Here is a 19,972-nt window from a genome sequence, read left to right as displayed (position 1 = left end):
AGTGGGATTTTTAACCGGGAAAAAAGCATTAATCGTTGGTCTGGCAAGCAATCGCTCTATTGCTTATGGTATTGCTAAAGCATTTCATGAGCAAGGTGCTGAGCTTGCGTTTACCTATCAAAATGAAAAGTTGCAAGCTCGTGTAGAAACCATGGCTGCTGAATTTCACTCTAATTTAACCTTCCCTTGTGATGTAGCAAGTGATATTGAAATTCAGGCTGTTTTTGAGCAGTTACATAGCCATTGGGACAAATTGGATATTTTGATTCATTCTGTCGCCTACGCTCCTGCTGATCAAATTAGTGGCGATTTTGTGGATAATGTCAATCGTGAGGGCTTCCATATTGCACATGACATCAGCGCCTATAGCTTAATCGCTTTAGCCAAGGCTGCTCAACCCATGATGCAAGATACACAAGGCTCTGTCTTAACCTTAAGTTATTATGGTGCTGAAAAAGCGGTTCCTAATTACAACGTCATGGGTATCGCTAAAGCAAGTCTTGAAGCGTCAGTGCGTTATCTGGCAGCAAGCTTAGGTCCCAGAGGAATTCGAGTGAATGCGATCTCTGCGGGTCCCATCAAGACATTAGCAGCAGCAGGAATTAAAGATTTCCGCAAAATGCAGGCCTTTTATGCAAGCACAACTCCCCTAAGACGAAATGTCACTGCAGAAGAAGTAGGCAACGCTGCGGCTTTCTTATGTTCTGATTTAGCTTCAGGCATCACCGCAGAAGTGCTGCATGTTGATTCTGGTTACCATGCGGTATCTATGACTGATCTGGAGTGATCCCTGGCTTGCGGAGCAAGCCATTACTTGCTGCACATCAGATCTCCTGAGTATGGCCTCTGTCTTGCGTAGCTTGTTCTTCCTCTTCTTCTAAAGTCGGATTAGTTAGCCTTGTAACAGCTACTTTAAAAAAAGTCTGAGCTGCTGACCACAATGAATGATTTCTTGAAAAATCAGTTACAGCAGCTCGATAAGTATACAGTAAGGACGTTTGGGTAGACGGTGTAGCAGCAATTGAATCTAGAACAATCCTTTGTGTGTTACTATCGCTCTCCTGGAAGCGCCTTTCAAAGTCTTCACGTGCTTGACGACGAGCATCTGCGGTTGCGGTTAAATCTTTAGCTTCTCGATCTAATTGGATTAATTCGTTATATAGAGCCATTTTCATTAGAAACCTCTCAAAAAAATACAAATAGCTGCATAAATGAACACATTGCAAATAATACTTTAAATAGGTACATAAAAAAATCTATATATTCTTATACGACATATAAGATATTCTTATCGTTTAATAATAACCCTCAATTGAGAATGTAAAATAATCTTATGAAATCTAATCATTATCTTTCTGCAAGCTATAAGCATGGCCCATCACTTCGTTTTCATGTCTTGTCGTTATCGGCTTAGTCAAAGGGTGTTTACCGACCAAGAGATAATTGACCCAATAAGGAGGATTAGCTCCCTCCCAAACCATCAACATGTTTTCCTTAGGAAAAACTTGCTCTTTCATGAACGGAATTAAAATTCCATCTTTCAACCCTAAGAACAACATGAGATTCCCTACGAGCAAATCAGAGTCGGCAACAACCAGTGTAACTGGTTGATGATCTTTTTTGATATCTTCAACCAGTTGCATCATAGGAGACTCAGCCGAATTGGGGATATGAATGATCCAAGCACTCACCAACCCTAATTGAACCAATAAGCACAAGCCTAAATAATATCGGGCTCTCCTTAACGAATATTTCTTGATATCAACAATATGAAAGAACCAAACGGGAGTTAGAAATAATATCGGGAGTACCCAATGGGTTCTGACATTGTTCATGCCAGAGGCAATAACAAACAGCACAAGAAAGGGAAATACCACTAGATGATAGCGCCACAAGAGTTGATTTTGGGGGGTGTGAACAATTGCGACACGTGATAAAGGAAAAAAGATCTTGATGAGAACCAGTGGTCCGATAAAGCAAAGGAATGCTGCAAATAAACGGATGACTCCATGCCATTGATTCTTCTCTGGTAAAACCAGTTTATATGAAGCGGATAAGCCTACACTTGCATTATGAATGAGCCATACCCAGTAAGGGCTTGAGATAAAAACAGCTATTGCAAAACTGATTAATATTCCCGGCGCAATGACTTTAACACGGTATTCTTGAATAGTTAATGCCGAGATAAGCAATACAGCTAAAAAAATTAAATAATTAAATTTGGAGAGAATGCCTATGCCAATAAGCAAGCCCAAACCAGCATACCAGACAAACTTAGGCGCCCGCTGAGGTTTAATAAACCAGTACCAGGTAAGGCAGCTGACCAGTAGAGCGGTGATCACATGTGTTTTATGAGGTAGAAAGTCATAACTGATATTGGGAATAAACGCCCACGAAAGAGTAGCGCACCAGGCTAACAGGGAATTGTGGCAGTAGTAACGACAAATGAGGTGATAGATATAAAAGCAGGCTCCTATGAGAGTGTATTTTACTAAAGCCAGACTAAACAGATTTAACCCCATTCCCTTAAACGCTAGCCACTGCAACCACGTATAAAAAGGAGGCTGTGCAGGGTAACCAGCAGACAATTTCTGAGCAAAGAAAACCTGCTCTGCTTCATCATAGCTCAGTATGGGATAGCACAAAAAAACTCTCGCCACAATGAGAAAACAGACATATAAGAGAAAATAGAAAAGAGCTTGTTGATTAGCATTTAAATGAAAAGTCTTCGTGTGTAACATCTGCATGCCCTTGGTGAGCTCTGGCAAAAAGGCTAAGGCTATCATAAGCCAAACTTAAAGGACAGAGGGTGTGGGGAAGCAATGGATTCTCCATTGATCATCTTTTGGCCTAATCGGCGTTATGCATAATCCGCTTTCCCCTCACTCGCCGCGCTACGCGCGTCGGCCTCTCACAAGAGGAGAGGCATTTTTTTGAACATCCCTCCCCCCTTGTGGGAGAGGGTAGGGTGAGAGGCATTTCAGGCAAACTTATTGGTAATAATACGATGCCGAAGGATTCAATTCAGGATTATAAGAAGGGGGAGGCGTCTGTCCATAATATGGTGACGACTGTTCTGGGTAAAGTGATTGAGGAGGTGTCGTATAAGTAGGCACATATTGTTGGAAAGGTCTTAAGTCAATGGTTCTTTTGTCTTCACCTTTACCAATCGTAATCGTATACCCATCTATCTCTCCACGACGCAGTTTTCTTACCTGTTCCAATAACGCTTGCTTCCCTTCATCATCACAGAAAAGGCGGCTCAAACGCCAAGGCACGCTTTTACCAATTTCCTCGTGCAAAGCAACCATAGCGCACTTGACCTTAATCGGATCTAAAGCATAGGGCTGCTTGCTTAATAAATTTTGTTCTTCTTGTTCTGTAAGTCGGAACCGATAAGGATCATGAGGGTCGAGAGAGCCTTTATTGAACGACTTAATTATCGCGTCTTGTATCTGATTAGTAATAAAGCAACCAAGTCCTGTCCCTATGATGGTTAGGCAAACCACGCCTAAAGCAGCCATACCAACAGGATTGCTCACCCCAGCAGCCAAAGCAAGAGCCATAAGCGGAGCTGAAGCAAAATTGCTAGCCAAAAAACCTGCAACCAAGCCACTTGCTATAGCACTAGACAAACTAATTATCGCTTTGAGCCAGCCTTCATTCCAGAACATGCGTTCTAAACTGTCCGCAGCCTCCAATAATAAGTAAAATGTAGCTAAGGCGGCTAGGGCAATTAAGCTGGTTACCAAAAGAACCAAGAGGAGGAATAATAGACATTTTGCTTGATCCTCAGAAGATCCTCCATGCCTATGATGATTATTGCTAGAGGGAAAACAGCAGCCGCTGTCATGATAATGATGATGATGTCTTGAGGAAAGAGAATCTAATAATAGCCAAGTGAAAAGAAAATCATTGGAGGGACAATAGCAGTGATAATGAGAGTCTATCACATGGATTGTCCTCAATTCCGTTACAAAACGAAAACTGCGTTGCTCATGTTCCTGTAGATTGCTGTACTGAGGACAGGACGCCATAAATGTATTAAATACATACCAAACTTTATACTGCTCCAGAGCATCAAGTCCATATAAAGAACTTTGGGGATTGACAAGCTCCATTTGAATATCACGCTCCAGCGTTGCGTAAATTTGACTAAATGGTAGACGGGATAACTCCTCCCTATATCGTTTCTGCAGCTTTAAATATATCGTAGCTAAATGATTATCAGTAAAAGCCATTACTCCCTCCTTGATAGTGTTAGTGCCTGTTTATTTTGGCCTTATTCACTAAGTTGTTTACATAAAGGTCGTAATCCATTACACCGTAGCTAGACTCAATTTGCTGAGCAATACTAGCTTGCTGTTCCCTATCCAATTGTTCAAATTGACCATCACTGATTTTTCGCAGGTGGACAATGACGTAATCACCATTCCTCAAACTGCGACCATTCTGACTACTCACTTTAGCCAAACTAAATGCTAAGTCATTAATTGCAGCATCTGCTTTATCCGTGTCACGTGTTGCTTGTTCTACTTGCTGCCATTGCAGTTGATTCTCTTGCAATAATTTTTCCTGTGCTTGAGCATCTGTTTTTGCAGAAAGAAGATTAGAACCTAGCTGTTTGGCTTGTTGCTCAGCCTGTTTTAAGGCTAATTTATTAGCAATCGTTTGTTTTACTTCAGCAAGTGGTTTTTTAGATGCAGGGATCTGCTTGTTGACACGTAAGACAATAACACTATCATTATCGAGTTGTATCGGTTCACTGTTATTACCAAGCTCTAGCACATCATGACTAAAGGCGGCATTAATCACGTCTTTGTTTTTGGTTAAACTACTGTCTCCTCCTTGACGCGAAAAAGGCTCAGTGTGTTCAATCTTTAATTTTAAGGCGTCAGCCACAGGTTCTAAAGAATCTGGTGATTCATAACTTAAATCACTCAGCTGTTCTAATGCCTGAGAGTACTTGGTTTGCGCAAGATCCGCCAGCAATTGCTCTTTAATCTCAGACTGAACATTTGCTAAAGGTTTCAACGTGGCAGGTTTATAATCGATTAATTTAAAAATTTCAAAGCCGTGAGCTGATTGTACAGGCGGTGAAATTTGACCTGGCTTAGTTAATGTTGCTAGCGCTTTATCAAACTCAGTCTGACCAGCTACCATCCACGGAAGTAGACCATTATTTGCCACAGACAATTTGTCGTCAGAAAGGGTTTTTACTAATTCGTCAAATTTTGCTGGATTATCTTGTAACGTTTGATAAGCATCTTCAGCTTTTTGTTTGATTTGCTTTTCCGTCTCCGCTGATGCGTCTTGGGGAACAGCAAAAAGAATATGGGCCACTTGCCATTGAGCTGGCGTTTGGAAACTGCTTTTATTATCCTCATAATAACGCTTGATATCATCGTCACTGACGTTAATTTTATCTTTGAGCTCTTGCATCGATAAACGTACGTAATCGATGGAAACTTTTTCAGATGCAATAAATTCTTTCTGATGTTTTTGGTAATAATCTAAGATGGCTTCATCAGATACTTTGCTATTCTTCATAAACAAGGACGTTGGGATTTGCAAATAGTCATAATCCCGAGTTTGCATGTATAGCTTCACGAAGCGTTGAATTTCATTAGGCAAGGCAAATGCACTACCAATGAAAGCAAAACGTTGTTGGTTAAGTAACATGCCTTGTCTGACTTCATGCTGGAATGATTCCGGAGTAAATAAGGCATTACTTAATGCTTGTTGATATCGTTCTGCCGAAAAGCGACCATCCTCTTGGAATTGAGGAATACTAAGAATTGCTGCGTTAGCTTGCTCAAGACTCACCTCAAAACCACTGGCTCTGGCAGCCTGCACTAACACTTCGTTGACAATCATATTTTCAATGACTTGCTTTTTGAGCGCTTTTTCACTCGCGGCTGTCATTTGTGCCGCATCACGTTGTTGGCGAGCGCGTCTGTAGCTCACCTCAAAAGCCTGTTTGCTAATAGGCTCACCATTTACTTCTACTTCCGCAACAGAAGTCTGATGCGACTGCATGTAATAGTCCACGCCAAACATGGTAAACGTTATGGCAATAAGAATAATGACTACCCAGGCTACAATACCCTGTATGCGTTCGTTCAACTTCTGCAACATGATCAATATTCCATAATTCAGTAACTCGCCAGAAAGTACCAGTAAAAAAAACGCGCCATTCGGCGCGTTAATCTTGGCGGAGTGGACGGGGCTCGAACCCGCGACCCCCGGCGTGACAGGCCGGTATTCTGACCAACTGAACTACCACTCCAATTCTTGGTGGGTGCTGCAGGGATCGAACCTGCGACCCTCGCCTTGTAAGGGCGATGCTCTCCCAGCTGAGCTAAGCACCCCAAAAAATTACGCTATTTCTGTACAGCTTCTTTCAATGATTTACCAGCTTTAAATTTAACTACTCTTGAAGCCTTGATGGTAATGGTTGCACCCGTTTGTGGATTTCTACCAGTACGAGCAGACCGATTACCGGTGGAGAAAGAACCGAAACCTGGTAATACAATTTGGTCACCGCTTCTTAAAGCGTCGGTCACGGTGGTCATAAAAGTATGGAGAACTCGGCTAGCGTCAGCTTTAGTTACTCCAGAACCATTTGCAATTGCTTCAATCAATTCACTTTTATTCATCTTTTCCCCTATCAGTTATTCTTCCTTATCCAAGCCGATTAAAACAAAATGATCGAGCTCAGTCAAGCAGCGACATCCTTGCATCGCCCGCCAGTAGTGGGCAACGCTGTGAAATATACCCCGTATTAATGGGCGTGTAAATCCTTATTCTTAATTTTTTTTGAACTTTTACCCGGAATGACTTCAGGAACTGTCGGGCTCGGAGTACTAACGGTAGGACTACGTTGCAAAGCTATGTCCAAAACCTGTTCAATTGTTTTTACTGGGTGGATAGTCAATTTCTTAAGAACATTATGGGAAATCTCTTCAAGATCCTTACGATTTTCCTCAGGAATAATGACATGCTTAATTCCTCCTCGATGGGCAGCTAGTAGTTTCTCCTTAAGCCCGCCAATAGGAAGAACCTGTCCTCTTAAGGTGATTTCCCCAGTCATGGCAACATCTGCACGTACGGGGATCTGGGTAAGGACTGACACCAATGCTGTGCACATACCAATCCCAGCACTTGGACCATCTTTCGGGGTGGCTCCTTCCGGCACATGCACATGGAAATCGTTTTTGTCATAGAAGTCATCGGCAACACCAAACGATTTTGCACGACCACGCACGACCGTCATTGCGGCATGAATTGATTCTTGCATGACTTCACCTAGTTGTCCGGTGTGCGTTGTTTTGCCTTTGCCAGGCATCATCGATGCTTCAATGGTAAGCAATTCACCACCAACACTTGTCCAAGCAAGTCCAGTTACTTGTCCTACCTGATCGAACTCTTCAGCTAGGCCATAGCGGAATTTTTGAACACCCAAGTATTTTTCAATATTATTACGTGTCACTAACACTTTTTTAACCCGTTTTCCGGTTAAAATCTCTTTCACCACTTTGCGGCAAATGCTAGCAATATCACGCTCCAAATTACGCACCCCAGCTTCACGGGTATAGTGACGAATAATTTCACGCACCGCACTTTCGGCAATATTGATTTCCTGCGGCTTCAAACCGTTTAAGACTAATTGTTTGGGGATTAAATAACTTTCGGCGATATGGATTTTCTCATCCTCAGTGTAACCAGCCAAACGAATGACTTCCATGCGATCCAAAAGCGGGGCCGGTATTTCGAGAGAGTTTGCCGTAGCAATAAACATCACATCACTTAAGTCATAATCGACTTCAAGATAATGGTCGCTGAAGGTATGGTTTTGCTCAGGGTCCAATACTTCAAGCAGAGCAGATGCTGGATCGCCACGAAAATCCATGGCCATTTTATCGACTTCATCCAACATAATAAGCGGATTTTTTACCCCTGCTTTACATAACTTCTGAATGATTTTTCCTGGCATAGAGCCAATATACGTTCTGCGATGCCCGCGAATCTCAGCTTCATCGCGAACGCCACCTAAAGCGATACGAATGAAGGTTCTACCCGTTGCATTGGCAATCGATTGCCCTAATGAGGTCTTACCCACACCTGGAGCTCCGACCAAGCATAGAATTGGTCCTTTCAAGCGCTTAACGCGTTGCTGTACGGCGAGGTATTCAAGAATACGTTCCTTAACTTTTTCCAAGCCATAATGCTCTTTATCCAACAAACGTTCCGCTTTACTTAAGTCAAACTGGATTTTATTTTTTCTTTTCCATGGAACCGTTAGCATCCAATCAAGATAGTTGCGAATCACAGTAGCCTCAGCAGACATTGGCGACATCATTTTGAGCTTTTGCAACTCAGACATCGCTTTTTCTTTTGCTTCCTTAGGCATACCAGCCTTGTTGATCGAACTTTCCAGCTGCTCAATTTCATTACCTTCTTCACTCAGGTCACCCAACTCTTTCTGGATGGCTTTCATTTGTTCGTTGAGGTAATACTCTCGCTGACTTTTTTCCATTTGCCGTTTGACACGTCCACGAACACGTTTTTCAACATGCAGCAAATCAATCTCGCCTTCGATGGCTGCCATTAACCGCTCAAGACGCTGACCGACATCAAGAATTTCGAGCAACTCTTGCTTGTCATCAACTTTTAAGGATAAGTGAGCGGCAATCGTATCAGCCAATCGCCCAGGCTCTTCGATACTTGCCAACGATGTCAAAACTTCAGGAGGAATTTTTTTATTTAACTTAATGTATTGTTCAAATTGTGACATGAGGGAGCGCATCAGAATTTCAATTTCCTGCTCTTTCATTTGCTCACTGACTTCAGTAATGGACTCCAAAGATGCTTCTAAAAAACCTTTTTCCTGATGATAGTCCTTAACCTTTGCACGTTGCTCGCCTTCTACCAGCACTTTAACCGTGCCATCAGGCAATTTTAATAGCTGTAGAACGCTGGAAACTGTACCAACATTGTAAACATCCGCAGGTCCTGGATCATCATTGGATGATTTTCTTTGAGCTACCAGAAAAATTTGTTTGTTATCAATCATTGCGGCTTCTAAAGCCTTAATCGATTTTTCTCGTCCGACAAACAAAGGAATGACCATATGTGGGTAAACGACAACATCCCGAAGAGGCAAAACGGGTAGCAATGAGTTCTCTTCTTCAGTTTTAGTTAGCATGAGTTCATTTTCGCTTTCGCTAGACATAATAAGCCCTTATTCAAACGATAATCCTATGGGATAAAATACAGCCACTCAGTTAGTGAGGTGAAATTGAAAGTGTAGGTCGACGTTCCGCTCCCGGACTCGATCCGGGATCAGGCCGCGGAATCCATCGATGCTGATGGATTCCTGGATCCCGCGGTTTTATCCCGGATCGAGTCCGGGAGCGGGAAGTCGGCATAAAGAATAACCCTTAAACCTATACTTTCCAATAACGCCCCACGGCGTTTACACTTGAAAGCACTTTCTCTTATTCTCTTCCACCTGCGGCTGATTGTTTGCTTTCTTCACCCTCATAGATAAGAATGGGTTTTCCAGTGTTATTAATCACGTTTTCATCGATAACTACTTTCTTAACACCTTCCATCGATGGTAATTCATACATGGTGTCTAAAAGTATATTTTCAAGGATAGACCGTAACCCACGCGCACCTATTTTTCTATCCAGCGCCTTCTTTGCAATTAAATGCATAGCTTGTTCACGGAACTCCAATTCAACCCCTTCCATTTTAAACAACGCATGAAATTGCTTGGTTAGTGCATTTTTGGGCTTTGTAAGAATATCGATCAGTGCTCCTTCATTTAATTCATGAAGGGTCGTCACCACGGGTAATCGGCCAACGAATTCAGGAATTAAGCCATATTTGACCAAATCCTCAGATTCAAGTGCACTGAGCACTTTTTCCATGTCTTGGCTATCTTTTTTATTTTTTAATTCTGCAGAAAAACCGATTCCAGATTTATCGCTTCGCTCACGTATAATTTTATCCAGGCCAGCAAAAGCTCCGCCGCAAATGAATAGAATATTTGACGTATCTACTTGTAGAAACTCTTGTTGCGGGTGTTTCCGTCCCCCTTGAGGTGGTACAGAGGCAATGGTGCCCTCTATTAATTTCAAGAGCGCCTGCTGAACTCCTTCACCGGAGACATCGCGGGTAATTGATGGATTGTCTGATTTGCGTGAAATTTTGTCTATTTCATCAATGTAGACAATCCCTTGTTGAGCCTTATCCACATCGTAATCGCATTTTTGTAATAATTTTTGAATGATGTTCTCAACGTCTTCACCAACATAGCCTGCTTCTGTGAGTGTTGTGGCATCAGCCATGGTAAATGGGACATTAAGTATTCGCGCCAACGTTTGCGCCAATAAGGTTTTTCCACTACCTGTTGGTCCGATGAGCAAAATATTGCTCTTACCCAACTCAATGCCATCCTCAGTTTTGTTATATAAGCGTTTATAATGATTATAGACTGCCACAGAAAGCACTTTCTTCGCATGTAGTTGTCCAATCACGTATTCGTCTAAAAAATTGGCGATTTCTTTAGGCGTAGGTAAACGAGTCTCCGTTTCCTCCTGGCTTTCCTGAGTTTCTTCGCGAATGATATCATTACATAGCTCAACACATTCATCGCACACAAAAACAGAGGGGCCAGCAATTAATTTTTTTACTTCATGCTGAGACTTCCCACAGAAAGAACAATACAAAACCTTATCACCATCTTCGGTTTTACTCATCTACAAACCCCTTCTTACTCTTACCAAAAGCAGTGGTAATCTGGGTTGCCCCAAAGGATGCTGAATTAAATGCAATTAGCTAGCGAGAGTAGATTGATCATTTCAATGATTAGTTGAAATATTCTTTCTCGTCGCCTCAGCTTTTCTTCATTGAGTTTCTGCAAACTTTAGGTACAAGCCCCTAGTAAAATTTTAGACAATTGGAAAAATATCGCCAGTCATAATGGCCAGTTTCCTAAGAAACCAACCCATGATCTTACTTCGTTTCAGTTTCTGAACTCCGATCATAGAGGACTTTATCCACCAGACCATACTCCATTGCTTGTGTTGCACTCATAAAGTTATCACGTTCCGTATCGTTCATGATTTGATCAGGCGTTTTCTTAGTATGTTTCCCCATAATCGTATTCAAGCGTTCACGTATCGCCAATGTTTCACGAGCATGAATCTCAATGTCCGTGGCTTGTCCACGGTATCCACCCAAAGGCTGGTGAATCATCACTCGCGAATTTGGCAAGCAGAATCGCTTACCTTCTGCTCCTGCGCATAGCAACAATGCAGCGGCACTCGCTGCTTGTCCAATACATAACGTACTTACATCAGGTTTAATAAACTGCATTGTATCATAAATGGCTAAACCTGCTGTAACCACGCCCCCAGGTGAATTAATATACAAGGAAATATCTTTCTCTGGGTTTTCTGACTCCAGGAACAGCAACTGCGCTACGACCAAATTAGCCATGTGGTCTTCAACTTCGCCCAATAGAAAGACGATTCGCTCTTTCAGGAGCCTTGAATAGATATCATAGGAGCGCTCCCCTCTTGAGGTTTGCTCAATCACCATAGGAACTAAAGTGCCGGCATTTTTTATCAAGTTCTCTGAATAGCCCTCCATATTCTTATGCTCCCTCTTGTGCTTTCTCTGTCTTGGGATTCATGACCTCATCATATGTCATTTTCTTTTCCGTAAGCTTGGCATTCTCACTGATCTTCTCAGCAACGATTTCTTCCATCACCAACGCCTCGACTTCACCCATACGCTCCTTGCTTGCTTTATACCATGAGCGAAGCTCATCAGGATTTTCATAGGCACTGGCAAACTTATCAATCATGGCATTGACTCGATCTTTATCAGCAATCAACTCATGCTTCTTAACATACTCAGAAAAGAGTAAGCCTAGATGCACCCGGCGTTTGGCTTGCTCCTCAAATAATGCTCTTGGGAAATCTGGAATCTTTTCATGATCTGAATGCTCATGACCAAAGAGACGGTGGTACATATCATGTTTCAGATGCTCAATTTCTCTGTCAATGAGTGCATTTGGTAAATCAAATGAATTAATCGCTAACAGTTGGTCGAAGATTTTTTCGCGATTCATTGCACTTACCCGCCGCTCTAATTCGCGGACCATGTTATCTTTGATATCCTGTCTAAGCGCGTCAATACCGCCTTCGTTAATGTTAAACTTCTCTGCAAAAGCATCATCTAAAGCAGGTAATTTACCTTCCATAACTTTGTGTATAGTAATTTTGAATGTTGCTTCTTTACCAGCCAGGTCTTTATGACCATAATCTTCAGGGAATGTCACTTTAATATCGAAGGACTTGCCTTTTTTACCACCAATCAAACCATCTTCGAATCCAGGAATCATCGCGCCTGAACCAATGACAATTTCATAGCCTTCAGCACTTCCGCCTTCAAATGGCTTCTCATCCAAAAAGCCTTGGAAATCAATAACAACTTTGTCATCCTTAGCGACAGCTCGTGAAACCTCTTGCCATTCTTTATTTTGTTCACGCAATTTCTCAAGCATGTCATTTACATCTTTATCTTTGACTTCAGCGCGAATAACCTCAATTTTGGTGTTATCTTTTAATTCAGCAATGTTGATTGTTGGAAACACCTCAAACGTTGCTGTGTAGACAAAATCTTTTCCAGACTCAATCTGTTCAGGTTCAACATGCGGAGAACCTGCTGGGACTAATTCTTCTTTTTTTAAAGCCTCAGGGAGGGTTGACTGCACCATTTCTCTGGCCACATCCTCACGGACACTGTCAGAAAAACGACTTTTAACAATATGCATCGGAACCTTACCAGGACGGAAACCGTCGACTTTCACTTTGCGAGCAAGATTTCTGAGACGCTGACTCACTTCTTCCTCTACTTTTGCAGTTGGTACCGAAACTGTTACCTTACGTTCCAAACCTTTCAAGGTCTCAACAGAAACTTGCATCTAGTCACCTCTTGGAAATTGTCATGAAATGGTGCGAAAGGAGAGACTCGAACTCTCACGGGTTACCCCACTGGAACCTAAATCCAGCGCGTCTACCAGTTCCGCCACTTTCGCAAAACAGGGTGGAATTATCAAACAGTATGCTTGTCTTGTAAAGACTCGGAATGGAATCTTAAACCAGATCACTTTCGAAACTCCGCGCAGCAAGTTTCAAAAGAGGTCTAAAGCAGCCGTTTTTATTTGGTTGTATGGGGTGAACGATGGGACTCGAACCCACGACAACCGGGATCACAACCCGGGGCTCTACCAACTGAGCTACGCTCACCATATTGTCAAACCAGGAATTCTGCACGTAGGGCTGGCACGCCCGGCAGGATTCGAACCTGCTACCCTCGGCTTAGAAGGCCGATGCTCTATCCAGATGAGCTACGGGCGCAAACTTAAAATTGGTCGGGGTGGAGGGATTCGAACCCCCGACATCCTGCTCCCAAAGCAGGCGCGCTACCAAACTGCGCTACACCCCGTTCAACCCATCCGAGGACAGAGCGCAAATAATACTCGCAGGCTTGCATGAGGTCAATCCTCAAATCATTAATTTTTGATGGGTAAACATCAGCAGGCCAAAGCGATTCACTTCAATTTGACATACACGTGTTTGTTGTCCACCGGCAACAAACGCAATGGAGCTATTATAGCAGATAATGACTGAAGATAGTCCCATTCATTGCTGGCTCAATCATTTTTAGTTAGGATAACTTTTAGTTAAATTAAAAAAATAACAACATGAAGTCTCAACTTATACTTCTGCCACTATTCGATAACATTCATCATTTACATAAAAATCATGAAAATGTCGTTTTGCCCAATCCCAAATTTCAAAATGATTTTTACTATAGTTTGAATTTCCTCAAAAGTTATGTAGGTAGCTTAGGAACGTTTAATAGTTATCGCCGTGAAACTGAACGCTTATTACAGTGGTGTTGGCATATTAAGAAAGCAACATTGAATCAACTAAAAAGAGAAGACATAGAGCAATTTGTCCGTTTCTGCCAAAACCCGCCACAAACATGGATTGGTTTGAAAAAAGTCCCCCGTTTTATTGACAAAGAGGGGAAACGTATTCCTAACGAAAACTGGCGTCCTTTTGTGGCGACCATTAGCAAAGTGGGGAGGAAGCAAGGTGCTCATCCATCCGTAGAGCAATTCAATTTATCACAGGGCGCCATTCAAGAAATCTTTGCCATTTTGAGTACCTTTTTTAATTTTTTGATTGCTGAAGAATATCTCGTCTCTAATCCTGTTACCTTGATCAGACAGAAGAGCAAATTCGTCCGTAAACGCCAGCAAAATGCGCCTATTCGACGTTTAAGTCTGAGCCAATGGGAAGCAGTGCTTGCAGCTGCAAATGCGCTTGCTGAAGAAAACCCGGAGAAACATGAGCGCACCCTTTTCATCTTGAGCATGTTATTTGGCATGTACTTAAGGATTTCAGAATTAGCCGCGAGCGACCGTTGGATTCCGATGATGAATGATTTTGCCAAAGACGCAAATGGACAATGGTGGTTCACCACGGTAGGGAAAGGAAATAAAGAAAGACAAATAGCAGTAAGTGATGCGATGCTGGAAAGTTTAATGCGTTGGCGTCAATTTTTAGGTCTAACCGCCCTACCTTCCCCTGCTGATAATTCACCGCTTATCCCCAAAATTCGCGGCACAGGCCCCATGAGCGACACAGCACCTATCCGGCGGTTAGTGCAACTTTGTTTCGACCTGGCCGCGCAACAGTTGCGTAAGCAAAATCGAGTTGAAGAAGCTGATCATTTAGCGGCAGCTACGGTGCATTGGTTAAGGCATACAGGTATATCAGAAGACGTTAAATTTCGTCCTAGAGAGCATGTTAGGGATGATGCTGGGCATGCGTCCAGTGCGACGACGGATCGTTACATTGATGTTGAAAGACAAGCACGCCATCAATCGGCACGTAAGAAGAAAATTGAAGTGGTGAGTGATTAAGAGGTTTATTTCAATTCCCCTCACCCTACCCTCTCCCACAAGGGGAGAGGGGAAAAAAATTTACCTCTCCCCTTGTGGGAGAGGTCGACGCGCACAGCGCGGCGGGTGAGGGGGAGTCGACGCAGGCGAATTACTTCGTTAACTTACAAGCATCCACCAACTCAATTCTCTCAACATTCAACGGCTCACCAAGAAAAATTTCTCCTACGGTTTGAAACCGCTTAATTGAGTCAGTAACCAAGTAATTGACTGTACTGGTTGAACCATTTGTGGTAAGCAGATCAGCCTTCACTAAGACATCGTGCAAAGCCTTAGCTGTTGCTTCAGCTGAATCGACAATCGTCACACCATCAGGTAAAAGTGTCTTTAACACCGTCTTAAATACAGGAAAATGCGTGCACCCTAAAAGCAAGGTGTCCTCTTCATACAATCCTGCCAAATAATGTTTTAGGGTTTCATGAGCAACGGCATTATCTATCATCCCTTCTTCCGCCAATGCCACCAATACACTGCAAGCACGAGCGCTTATTGTCGCTTGCGGTAATTGCGCTGAGATCAAACGTTGATAAGCTTGAGAAGCAATGGTGGTCTCCGTAGCTAATACGGCAACACGATGATTTTTCGTCGCTGCAACCACAGCAGCCGCTCCGGGTGAAACAACACCTATAACGGGCATATCAGGAAGCATGGCTTGTAGATGGGGTAATGCGGCAGTGGTTGCCGTATTACAGGCAATCACCAAGGCTTTGATTTGTCTCTCAACGAGCACCCTTGTCATTTGCAAGGCATATTGTTGGACAGTATCAGGACTTTTTGTACCATAGGGCAATCGAGCGGTGTCCCCTAGATAGACAAACGATTCACGTTTTAGCGTCGCTTTCAATGCCCGCAGCACCGTTAAGCCACCCATTCCTGAATCAAACACACCAATAGGCAAATTGTTTTTATTCATTTTTTTCCTAGGTCTTATATTGTTTGTTGTTTTTTGGATAACTCCCTTCATCCTATAACACTAGGAAACCTTTAGGGTTTCATCCCACTATCAAGTGTGGGGGTGGTATCTTCTGCTTCTTTATTTTTGGCGTTAACTTCTGTAATTATACTACCAAGTTTGGTTTTCATTGTATTAACTACATCAACATTGGCGGTTACTTGCTTTTGCTGTTTTTGCGCCTCTTTACCGAATTTCTCCTCATTATATTCCTTGATGCTAGCTAAGCAACCTTGCACGGCATTGTTTTTTTCAAAGCCAGCAAAACCTGGATCGATAATGGTCTCACCCCACATTCTTCCTTTCTGCACAAACTTTTCTTTATCAAAGGCCAAGCTGGGTATCTGAATAGCATCACTATTAAATTCCATATTCGGATCATTTTTCCCAATTACCATTAAGGCTCTCCAAATGCCTGCAAGCACGACAGGATTATGGCCTTGCACATAGATAGGCTTCTCCTTCGTTGGCGGAGCGTTTAACTCTTTTATTAAACGCATAGCCATCTCCATGTACATGATATTGCGTGCCTCCCGGCATGCTTTCTTCTCAGCGTCAGTAGCTCCTTGAGGGACTGTAGGAATATCCCTTATTGTAAGCGCATAATTAGGCGAAATCTCGGTTCCTTTCGCTTTTGATGAGCTAACGATGTCTTTACCACGTTCTTCCAAATAACCACTTTCAATAACTTGGGATAATGGATTAGTAGGATCTACTGGAACAGCAATGGTATGATTACGAATCTGACCAGGGGGAATAGGCTCACGCAAAATATCAAGGCCAGAACGTTTGTCTAAGGCTGTGAAATGCTGAAATCTCTCTGCAGTTCCGGTATGAGCGACGACCGCACTAATAGTAACCGCATCTTTTACATTGTCATGAAGCAGTCTGCCCTTTTCACTAGCTGGATGATCGCTGTAAGTGGATGCATGACTTGTGAAAGTAATGTCTCCACCTTTCACCGCTTTTTCAAGCATGTTTAATACGCCTTGCTTTAGCAAGGGATCAGGAGCACCGGGATCACCATGTAAGATCTTTTGGACTTTCTCGTAACGTTCTAATTCCGCATTTGCAGCATCTAATCTTGTCTGTATTTCTTGTCTACGGAATTTAAATCTTGCACTGCGCGCAGCCAAGTTAGCTGGTATCGTTTCTGTATCTGGATCGGGTATACTTTTCAGTTGCGCTTCAAGAAGTGCCTTCTCATTCCTATAAAACTTCACCATCGTCGAAGAAATTTTATCTAGCTCACGATAATAAGGCAGCATGTTGTTGGCATTTTGCTTGGCAGTAGCTTGGAATACTGGGTTAAACCAATCAAATGGCTTGGTCTCACTCAAAAGCTCTATATCCTTATGGAGTTTTTTGTCTTGTGCAACAATCTTCTCATGCAAATCAACAAAGTCTTTACGTTCTTTTTGTTGTCGATCGACAAAAGCTCTTAATTGAGCTTGGGGAGCATTAGGATCAAGCAAAAGCGCCCTGTCAGCACCGCTCTTAGCTGCTTTATAAGCCTCGGGGGTAATTTGTTGTTGTAAGTCTTTTAAACTGAATACTGTACCTGCATATGGGTCACTGACGAGTATAGGATTAATGTTTCTAATGAATTCAGCTGCCGTTGGCGCCGCACGAAAAGCTTGAACTAGAGCATCAATTTCATTATTGGGTAAGACTTGATGCTTTTCCAAACCCATTAAAAACCTCAGGATAACTTGATCGCTTGCAGACGCTGGAGGAATAACTGGTAAAACCCCTAGATTTCCATTATGTTTGATTATCAAGTCTTGATTGTGCTGAACTTGTGCATCTATAGCTGCCTGAGGAGACGTTCCAGAAAAACCCAGGGCTCCTCCTCTACCAGTAAGACCAAAGGTATTGTCTAAAGCACCAAGAGCTAAAACGCCGGGAGGCGTAGTGAAAGCCACGTGGTTAGTAATACTATCTAGCGCAGCTTGGCAACCCGCAGGAGTGGAAAAATCAGGTTGTGGTGCAGCAGTTAAAATGTCATTAATAGCAGCAACCCTATCTGGAGTTAATAGAAGAGGAGCTGGTGGCATACCAACACCAGGGGGAACAGTCAAATCTCCGATGATTTTTGCAATCTTTGAATTAGCAATTTCAGAAGCTAAGGCAAACTGAGTATTTTCAGTCACTAAATTGCTTAAAAGAGGCTGATTAAGACCTGTCGCAGCCTTACCTAATATTAACTTGATCGCCTCCTCACTACGAGCATCAGCTAAAGAACGTACAATACCAGGATTGGTGAATAAACCCTTTTGTGCATCAGAGGGTAATTGGTCAATTAATGCTGCTAATGCGGGACGTTGTGCGAACACTGAAATAGATGCAGTCTGCAAAACATTTAGTCGTGTGCGTGCAAAATTTTGCATCTCTTGCATTGTCGCTGTAGTGATCCAATCAGTCGGCGGGTTATGATGCACGATACCAGCAGCGGTAAGTTTGGCTTTAAACTCAGTAATGTCTTTAGCTTGTGCAATATCTTTTAATTGTTGAACATTCACATGAGCTAGAACTTGAGCTTTATCATCTCTGTATGCCTTTTCCAGCTTTGCCTGATCTAAAAATTCTTTTGCAATTCCTGCATTGATATTGGGATCTGTAAATAAATCATCAATGGGATGAGCAACGCCTGCAGTGCCACCCAGTAAGACTCGAGCACCACCAATAACTGTTCCAATAGCGACAGCTACCACTAAATTATTGAGGGCAGTGCCATCCATATTCTTTAGATTCTTTTTGGCATAGGCCATGAAGGCTTGTGAGCGTGCTTCTTTTAAATGAGCAGCTCCAAAAACCATTTTATTTGCACAATCATCTGGAACACCGAGCGCTTTCGCTGCGTTGATAAATGTCGGGGTATCATGGGCAATGAGTAAATTTTTAATTAATTGGTCATTCGTACATGCTTGAATTTTATGAAGGAGAAGGATTCGTTGCGCATTTTTTTGAATTTCATCTTTCGCTGCAACGGAGATCACATCTGGCGTATTAATAGCCCAATTTGGATACGTTGTAAAATCACCAAAGAGCCTCTTTCCTTCAGGAGTAATAAGCTGTTGTCTCACCTCATCCGGAGTTGCTGCTTTAATAATCTCGACCAATAATGCTTCGCTAGCCGTTTTTAACCCTTGAGCCACTTTATTTTCAGCTGTGAGTGCCAAACGTCTTTTGGCTTCAGCTTGAATTCTCGTAGCTGCATTGGCATCTAGAATGGCTGCCGGGTTGACATTCCAACCTGGATAGGTTGCCAGATTACCAAAAGCACTTATTCCATCAGGACCGAGCAATTTCTGTCTGACTTCACCGTCATTAGCCGCGCTCACAATGTCTTTTAGTAATTGTTCGTTGGCCGTTGCCAACCCTGCAGTCACTTTTCTTTCCACGGCTAATGGTAAGTGGGGGCTTGCTGCTGCTTTAATGTTGGCTAGTGCTTGGGCATCAAGCAAATTGTCATTATTTGAATTCCAACCAGTCCAAGTCCCTGTTATATTACCAAATACTGCTTGGCTATCAGGATGTGTCGCCAATATATTTCTTAGGCTGGGATCATCTGGGGCTTCTAGGATAGCTTTCAATAAATCTGCACTGGCATCTTGCAAAGCCAATGTGATTCTTTTTTCAGCGGCATGCTTTCGTAAGGTAGCAAAATTATTTTCTACCGCTGGTCCCCATTTATACCCGTTATTATCTCCTTTTTCCCATAAAAATTGTTGGGAATGGTGATCGTCTGTGGGAACTATAGTTGTCCCTAAAGTATTCCAAAAATTTCCATGACCCTTTACTGCTCCTCTAAAATTATCTCCCTGCGTTTTATCATTTAAATTAGAGGTATCGACTCGTAGCATACTGTCCAAAGCATTCTTAGCTGCAGCAGTGAGTGGGGCAGCAAGATTAATTAAGGCATTTTTTAAAGGTATGTTTTGCCGGTTAGCCATTGAAAAGCT

General features: G+C 42.6%; 13 protein-coding genes and 6 tRNA genes. 2 read left to right on the top strand and 17 right to left on the bottom strand.

Annotated features, from left to right (window positions below):
• The first annotated feature begins 1 nt into the window (after position 1).
• Complete coding sequence (locus CKV79_RS03045) at positions 2-787, top strand: enoyl-ACP reductase FabI (RefSeq protein ID WP_028373582.1); 786 nt, start codon at positions 2-4, stop codon at positions 785-787.
• Positions 788-824: 37 nt separating this feature from the next.
• On the opposite strand, the gene CKV79_RS03040 is transcribed toward CKV79_RS03045, so the two are convergent.
• The 15 genes from CKV79_RS03040 to CKV79_RS02970 all read right to left on the bottom strand — a co-directional run bounded on the left by CKV79_RS03040 (position 825) and on the right by CKV79_RS02970 (position 13,527).
• The gene (locus CKV79_RS03040) at positions 825-1,175 is read right to left on the bottom strand and encodes a hypothetical protein (RefSeq protein ID WP_028373583.1); all 351 of its coding nucleotides are present in this window, start codon (positions 1,173-1,175) and stop codon (positions 825-827) included.
• Between the two features lie 165 nt (positions 1,176-1,340).
• On the bottom strand, positions 1,341-2,786 hold the full coding sequence (locus CKV79_RS03035; protein ID WP_028373584.1) for a glycosyltransferase family 39 protein: 1,446 nt from the start codon (positions 2,784-2,786) through the stop codon (positions 1,341-1,343).
• 204 nt (positions 2,787-2,990) lie between these two features.
• Positions 2,991-4,241, bottom strand: coding sequence for a hypothetical protein (locus tag CKV79_RS03030; protein ID WP_028373585.1), 1,251 nt, complete (start codon positions 4,239-4,241; stop codon positions 2,991-2,993).
• 19 nt (positions 4,242-4,260) lie between these two features.
• Positions 4,261-6,138: a SurA N-terminal domain-containing protein gene (locus tag CKV79_RS03025; protein ID WP_028373586.1), complete on the bottom strand. Its 1,878-nt coding sequence runs from the start codon at positions 6,136-6,138 to the stop codon at positions 4,261-4,263.
• Between the two features lie 74 nt (positions 6,139-6,212).
• Positions 6,213-6,289, bottom strand: a tRNA-Asp gene (locus CKV79_RS03020).
• A 6-nt stretch (positions 6,290-6,295) separates the two neighbouring features.
• Positions 6,296-6,371, bottom strand: a tRNA-Val gene (locus CKV79_RS03015).
• 12 nt (positions 6,372-6,383) lie between these two features.
• Positions 6,384-6,659: an HU family DNA-binding protein gene (locus tag CKV79_RS03010; protein WP_028373587.1), complete on the bottom strand. Its 276-nt coding sequence runs from the start codon at positions 6,657-6,659 to the stop codon at positions 6,384-6,386.
• Positions 6,660-6,784: 125 nt separating this feature from the next.
• On the bottom strand, positions 6,785-9,235 hold the full coding sequence (gene lon / locus CKV79_RS03005; protein ID WP_051546182.1) for an endopeptidase La: 2,451 nt from the start codon (positions 9,233-9,235) through the stop codon (positions 6,785-6,787).
• Positions 9,236-9,500: 265 nt separating this feature from the next.
• Complete coding sequence (gene clpX / locus CKV79_RS03000; protein ID WP_028373589.1) at positions 9,501-10,769, bottom strand: ATP-dependent Clp protease ATP-binding subunit ClpX; 1,269 nt, start codon at positions 10,767-10,769, stop codon at positions 9,501-9,503.
• Between the two features lie 256 nt (positions 10,770-11,025).
• The gene (gene clpP / locus CKV79_RS02995; RefSeq protein ID WP_035915700.1) at positions 11,026-11,664 is read right to left on the bottom strand and encodes an ATP-dependent Clp endopeptidase proteolytic subunit ClpP; all 639 of its coding nucleotides are present in this window, start codon (positions 11,662-11,664) and stop codon (positions 11,026-11,028) included.
• 4 nt (positions 11,665-11,668) lie between these two features.
• Positions 11,669-13,003, bottom strand: a complete 1,335-nt coding sequence (tig, locus tag CKV79_RS02990; protein WP_028373591.1) for a trigger factor — start codon at positions 13,001-13,003, stop codon at positions 11,669-11,671.
• Between the two features lie 29 nt (positions 13,004-13,032).
• Positions 13,033-13,117 (bottom strand) — tRNA-Leu (locus CKV79_RS02985).
• A 135-nt stretch (positions 13,118-13,252) separates the two neighbouring features.
• A tRNA-His gene (locus CKV79_RS02980) sits at positions 13,253-13,328 on the bottom strand.
• Positions 13,329-13,362: 34 nt separating this feature from the next.
• Positions 13,363-13,439: transfer RNA gene (locus tag CKV79_RS02975), tRNA-Arg, on the bottom strand.
• A gap of 11 nt (positions 13,440-13,450) precedes the next feature.
• Positions 13,451-13,527: transfer RNA gene (locus CKV79_RS02970), tRNA-Pro, on the bottom strand.
• A 259-nt stretch (positions 13,528-13,786) separates the two neighbouring features.
• Between CKV79_RS02970 and CKV79_RS02965 the strand changes: the two genes are divergently transcribed.
• Positions 13,787-15,016, top strand: a complete 1,230-nt coding sequence (locus CKV79_RS02965) for a tyrosine-type recombinase/integrase (RefSeq protein ID WP_028373592.1) — start codon at positions 13,787-13,789, stop codon at positions 15,014-15,016.
• A gap of 130 nt (positions 15,017-15,146) precedes the next feature.
• Here CKV79_RS02965 and murI read toward each other — a convergent pair whose 3' ends face one another.
• Both murI and CKV79_RS02955 read right to left on the bottom strand, forming a co-directional pair.
• Positions 15,147-15,968, bottom strand: coding sequence for a glutamate racemase (murI, locus tag CKV79_RS02960; protein WP_028373593.1), 822 nt, complete (start codon positions 15,966-15,968; stop codon positions 15,147-15,149).
• A 71-nt stretch (positions 15,969-16,039) separates the two neighbouring features.
• Positions 16,040-19,963, bottom strand: a complete 3,924-nt coding sequence (locus tag CKV79_RS02955; RefSeq protein ID WP_028373594.1) for a hypothetical protein — start codon at positions 19,961-19,963, stop codon at positions 16,040-16,042.
• Positions 19,964-19,972: the final 9 nt, after the last annotated feature.

This window comes from Legionella lansingensis (assembly GCF_900187355.1).
Taxonomy (GTDB): domain Bacteria; phylum Pseudomonadota; class Gammaproteobacteria; order Legionellales; family Legionellaceae; genus Tatlockia; species Tatlockia lansingensis.
This window is presented reverse-complemented; position numbering and strand designations above follow the sequence as displayed.

Excerpts from the sequence above, each read along its gene's own strand:
- CKV79_RS03040 (WP_028373583.1), bottom strand. The coding sequence starts at position 1,175 with ATGAAAATGGCTCTATATAACGAATTAATCCAATTAGATCGAGAAGCT.
- CKV79_RS03035 (WP_028373584.1), bottom strand. The coding sequence starts at position 2,786 with ATGATAGCCTTAGCCTTTTTGCCAGAGCTCACCAAGGGCATGCAGATG.
- CKV79_RS03030 (WP_028373585.1), bottom strand. The coding sequence starts at position 4,241 with ATGGCTTTTACTGATAATCATTTAGCTACGATATATTTAAAGCTGCAG.
- CKV79_RS03025 (WP_028373586.1), bottom strand. The coding sequence starts at position 6,138 with ATGTTGCAGAAGTTGAACGAACGCATACAGGGTATTGTAGCCTGGGTA.
- CKV79_RS03010 (WP_028373587.1), bottom strand. The coding sequence starts at position 6,659 with ATGAATAAAAGTGAATTGATTGAAGCAATTGCAAATGGTTCTGGAGTA.
- lon (WP_051546182.1), bottom strand. The coding sequence starts at position 9,235 with ATGTCTAGCGAAAGCGAAAATGAACTCATGCTAACTAAAACTGAAGAA.
- clpX (WP_028373589.1), bottom strand. The coding sequence starts at position 10,769 with ATGAGTAAAACCGAAGATGGTGATAAGGTTTTGTATTGTTCTTTCTGT.
- clpP (WP_035915700.1), bottom strand. The coding sequence starts at position 11,664 with ATGGAGGGCTATTCAGAGAACTTGATAAAAAATGCCGGCACTTTAGTT.
- tig (WP_028373591.1), bottom strand. The coding sequence starts at position 13,003 with ATGCAAGTTTCTGTTGAGACCTTGAAAGGTTTGGAACGTAAGGTAACA.
- CKV79_RS02965 (WP_028373592.1), top strand. The coding sequence starts at position 13,787 with ATGAAGTCTCAACTTATACTTCTGCCACTATTCGATAACATTCATCAT.
- murI (WP_028373593.1), bottom strand. The coding sequence starts at position 15,968 with ATGAATAAAAACAATTTGCCTATTGGTGTGTTTGATTCAGGAATGGGT.
- CKV79_RS02955 (WP_028373594.1), bottom strand. The coding sequence starts at position 19,963 with ATGGCTAACCGGCAAAACATACCTTTAAAAAATGCCTTAATTAATCTT.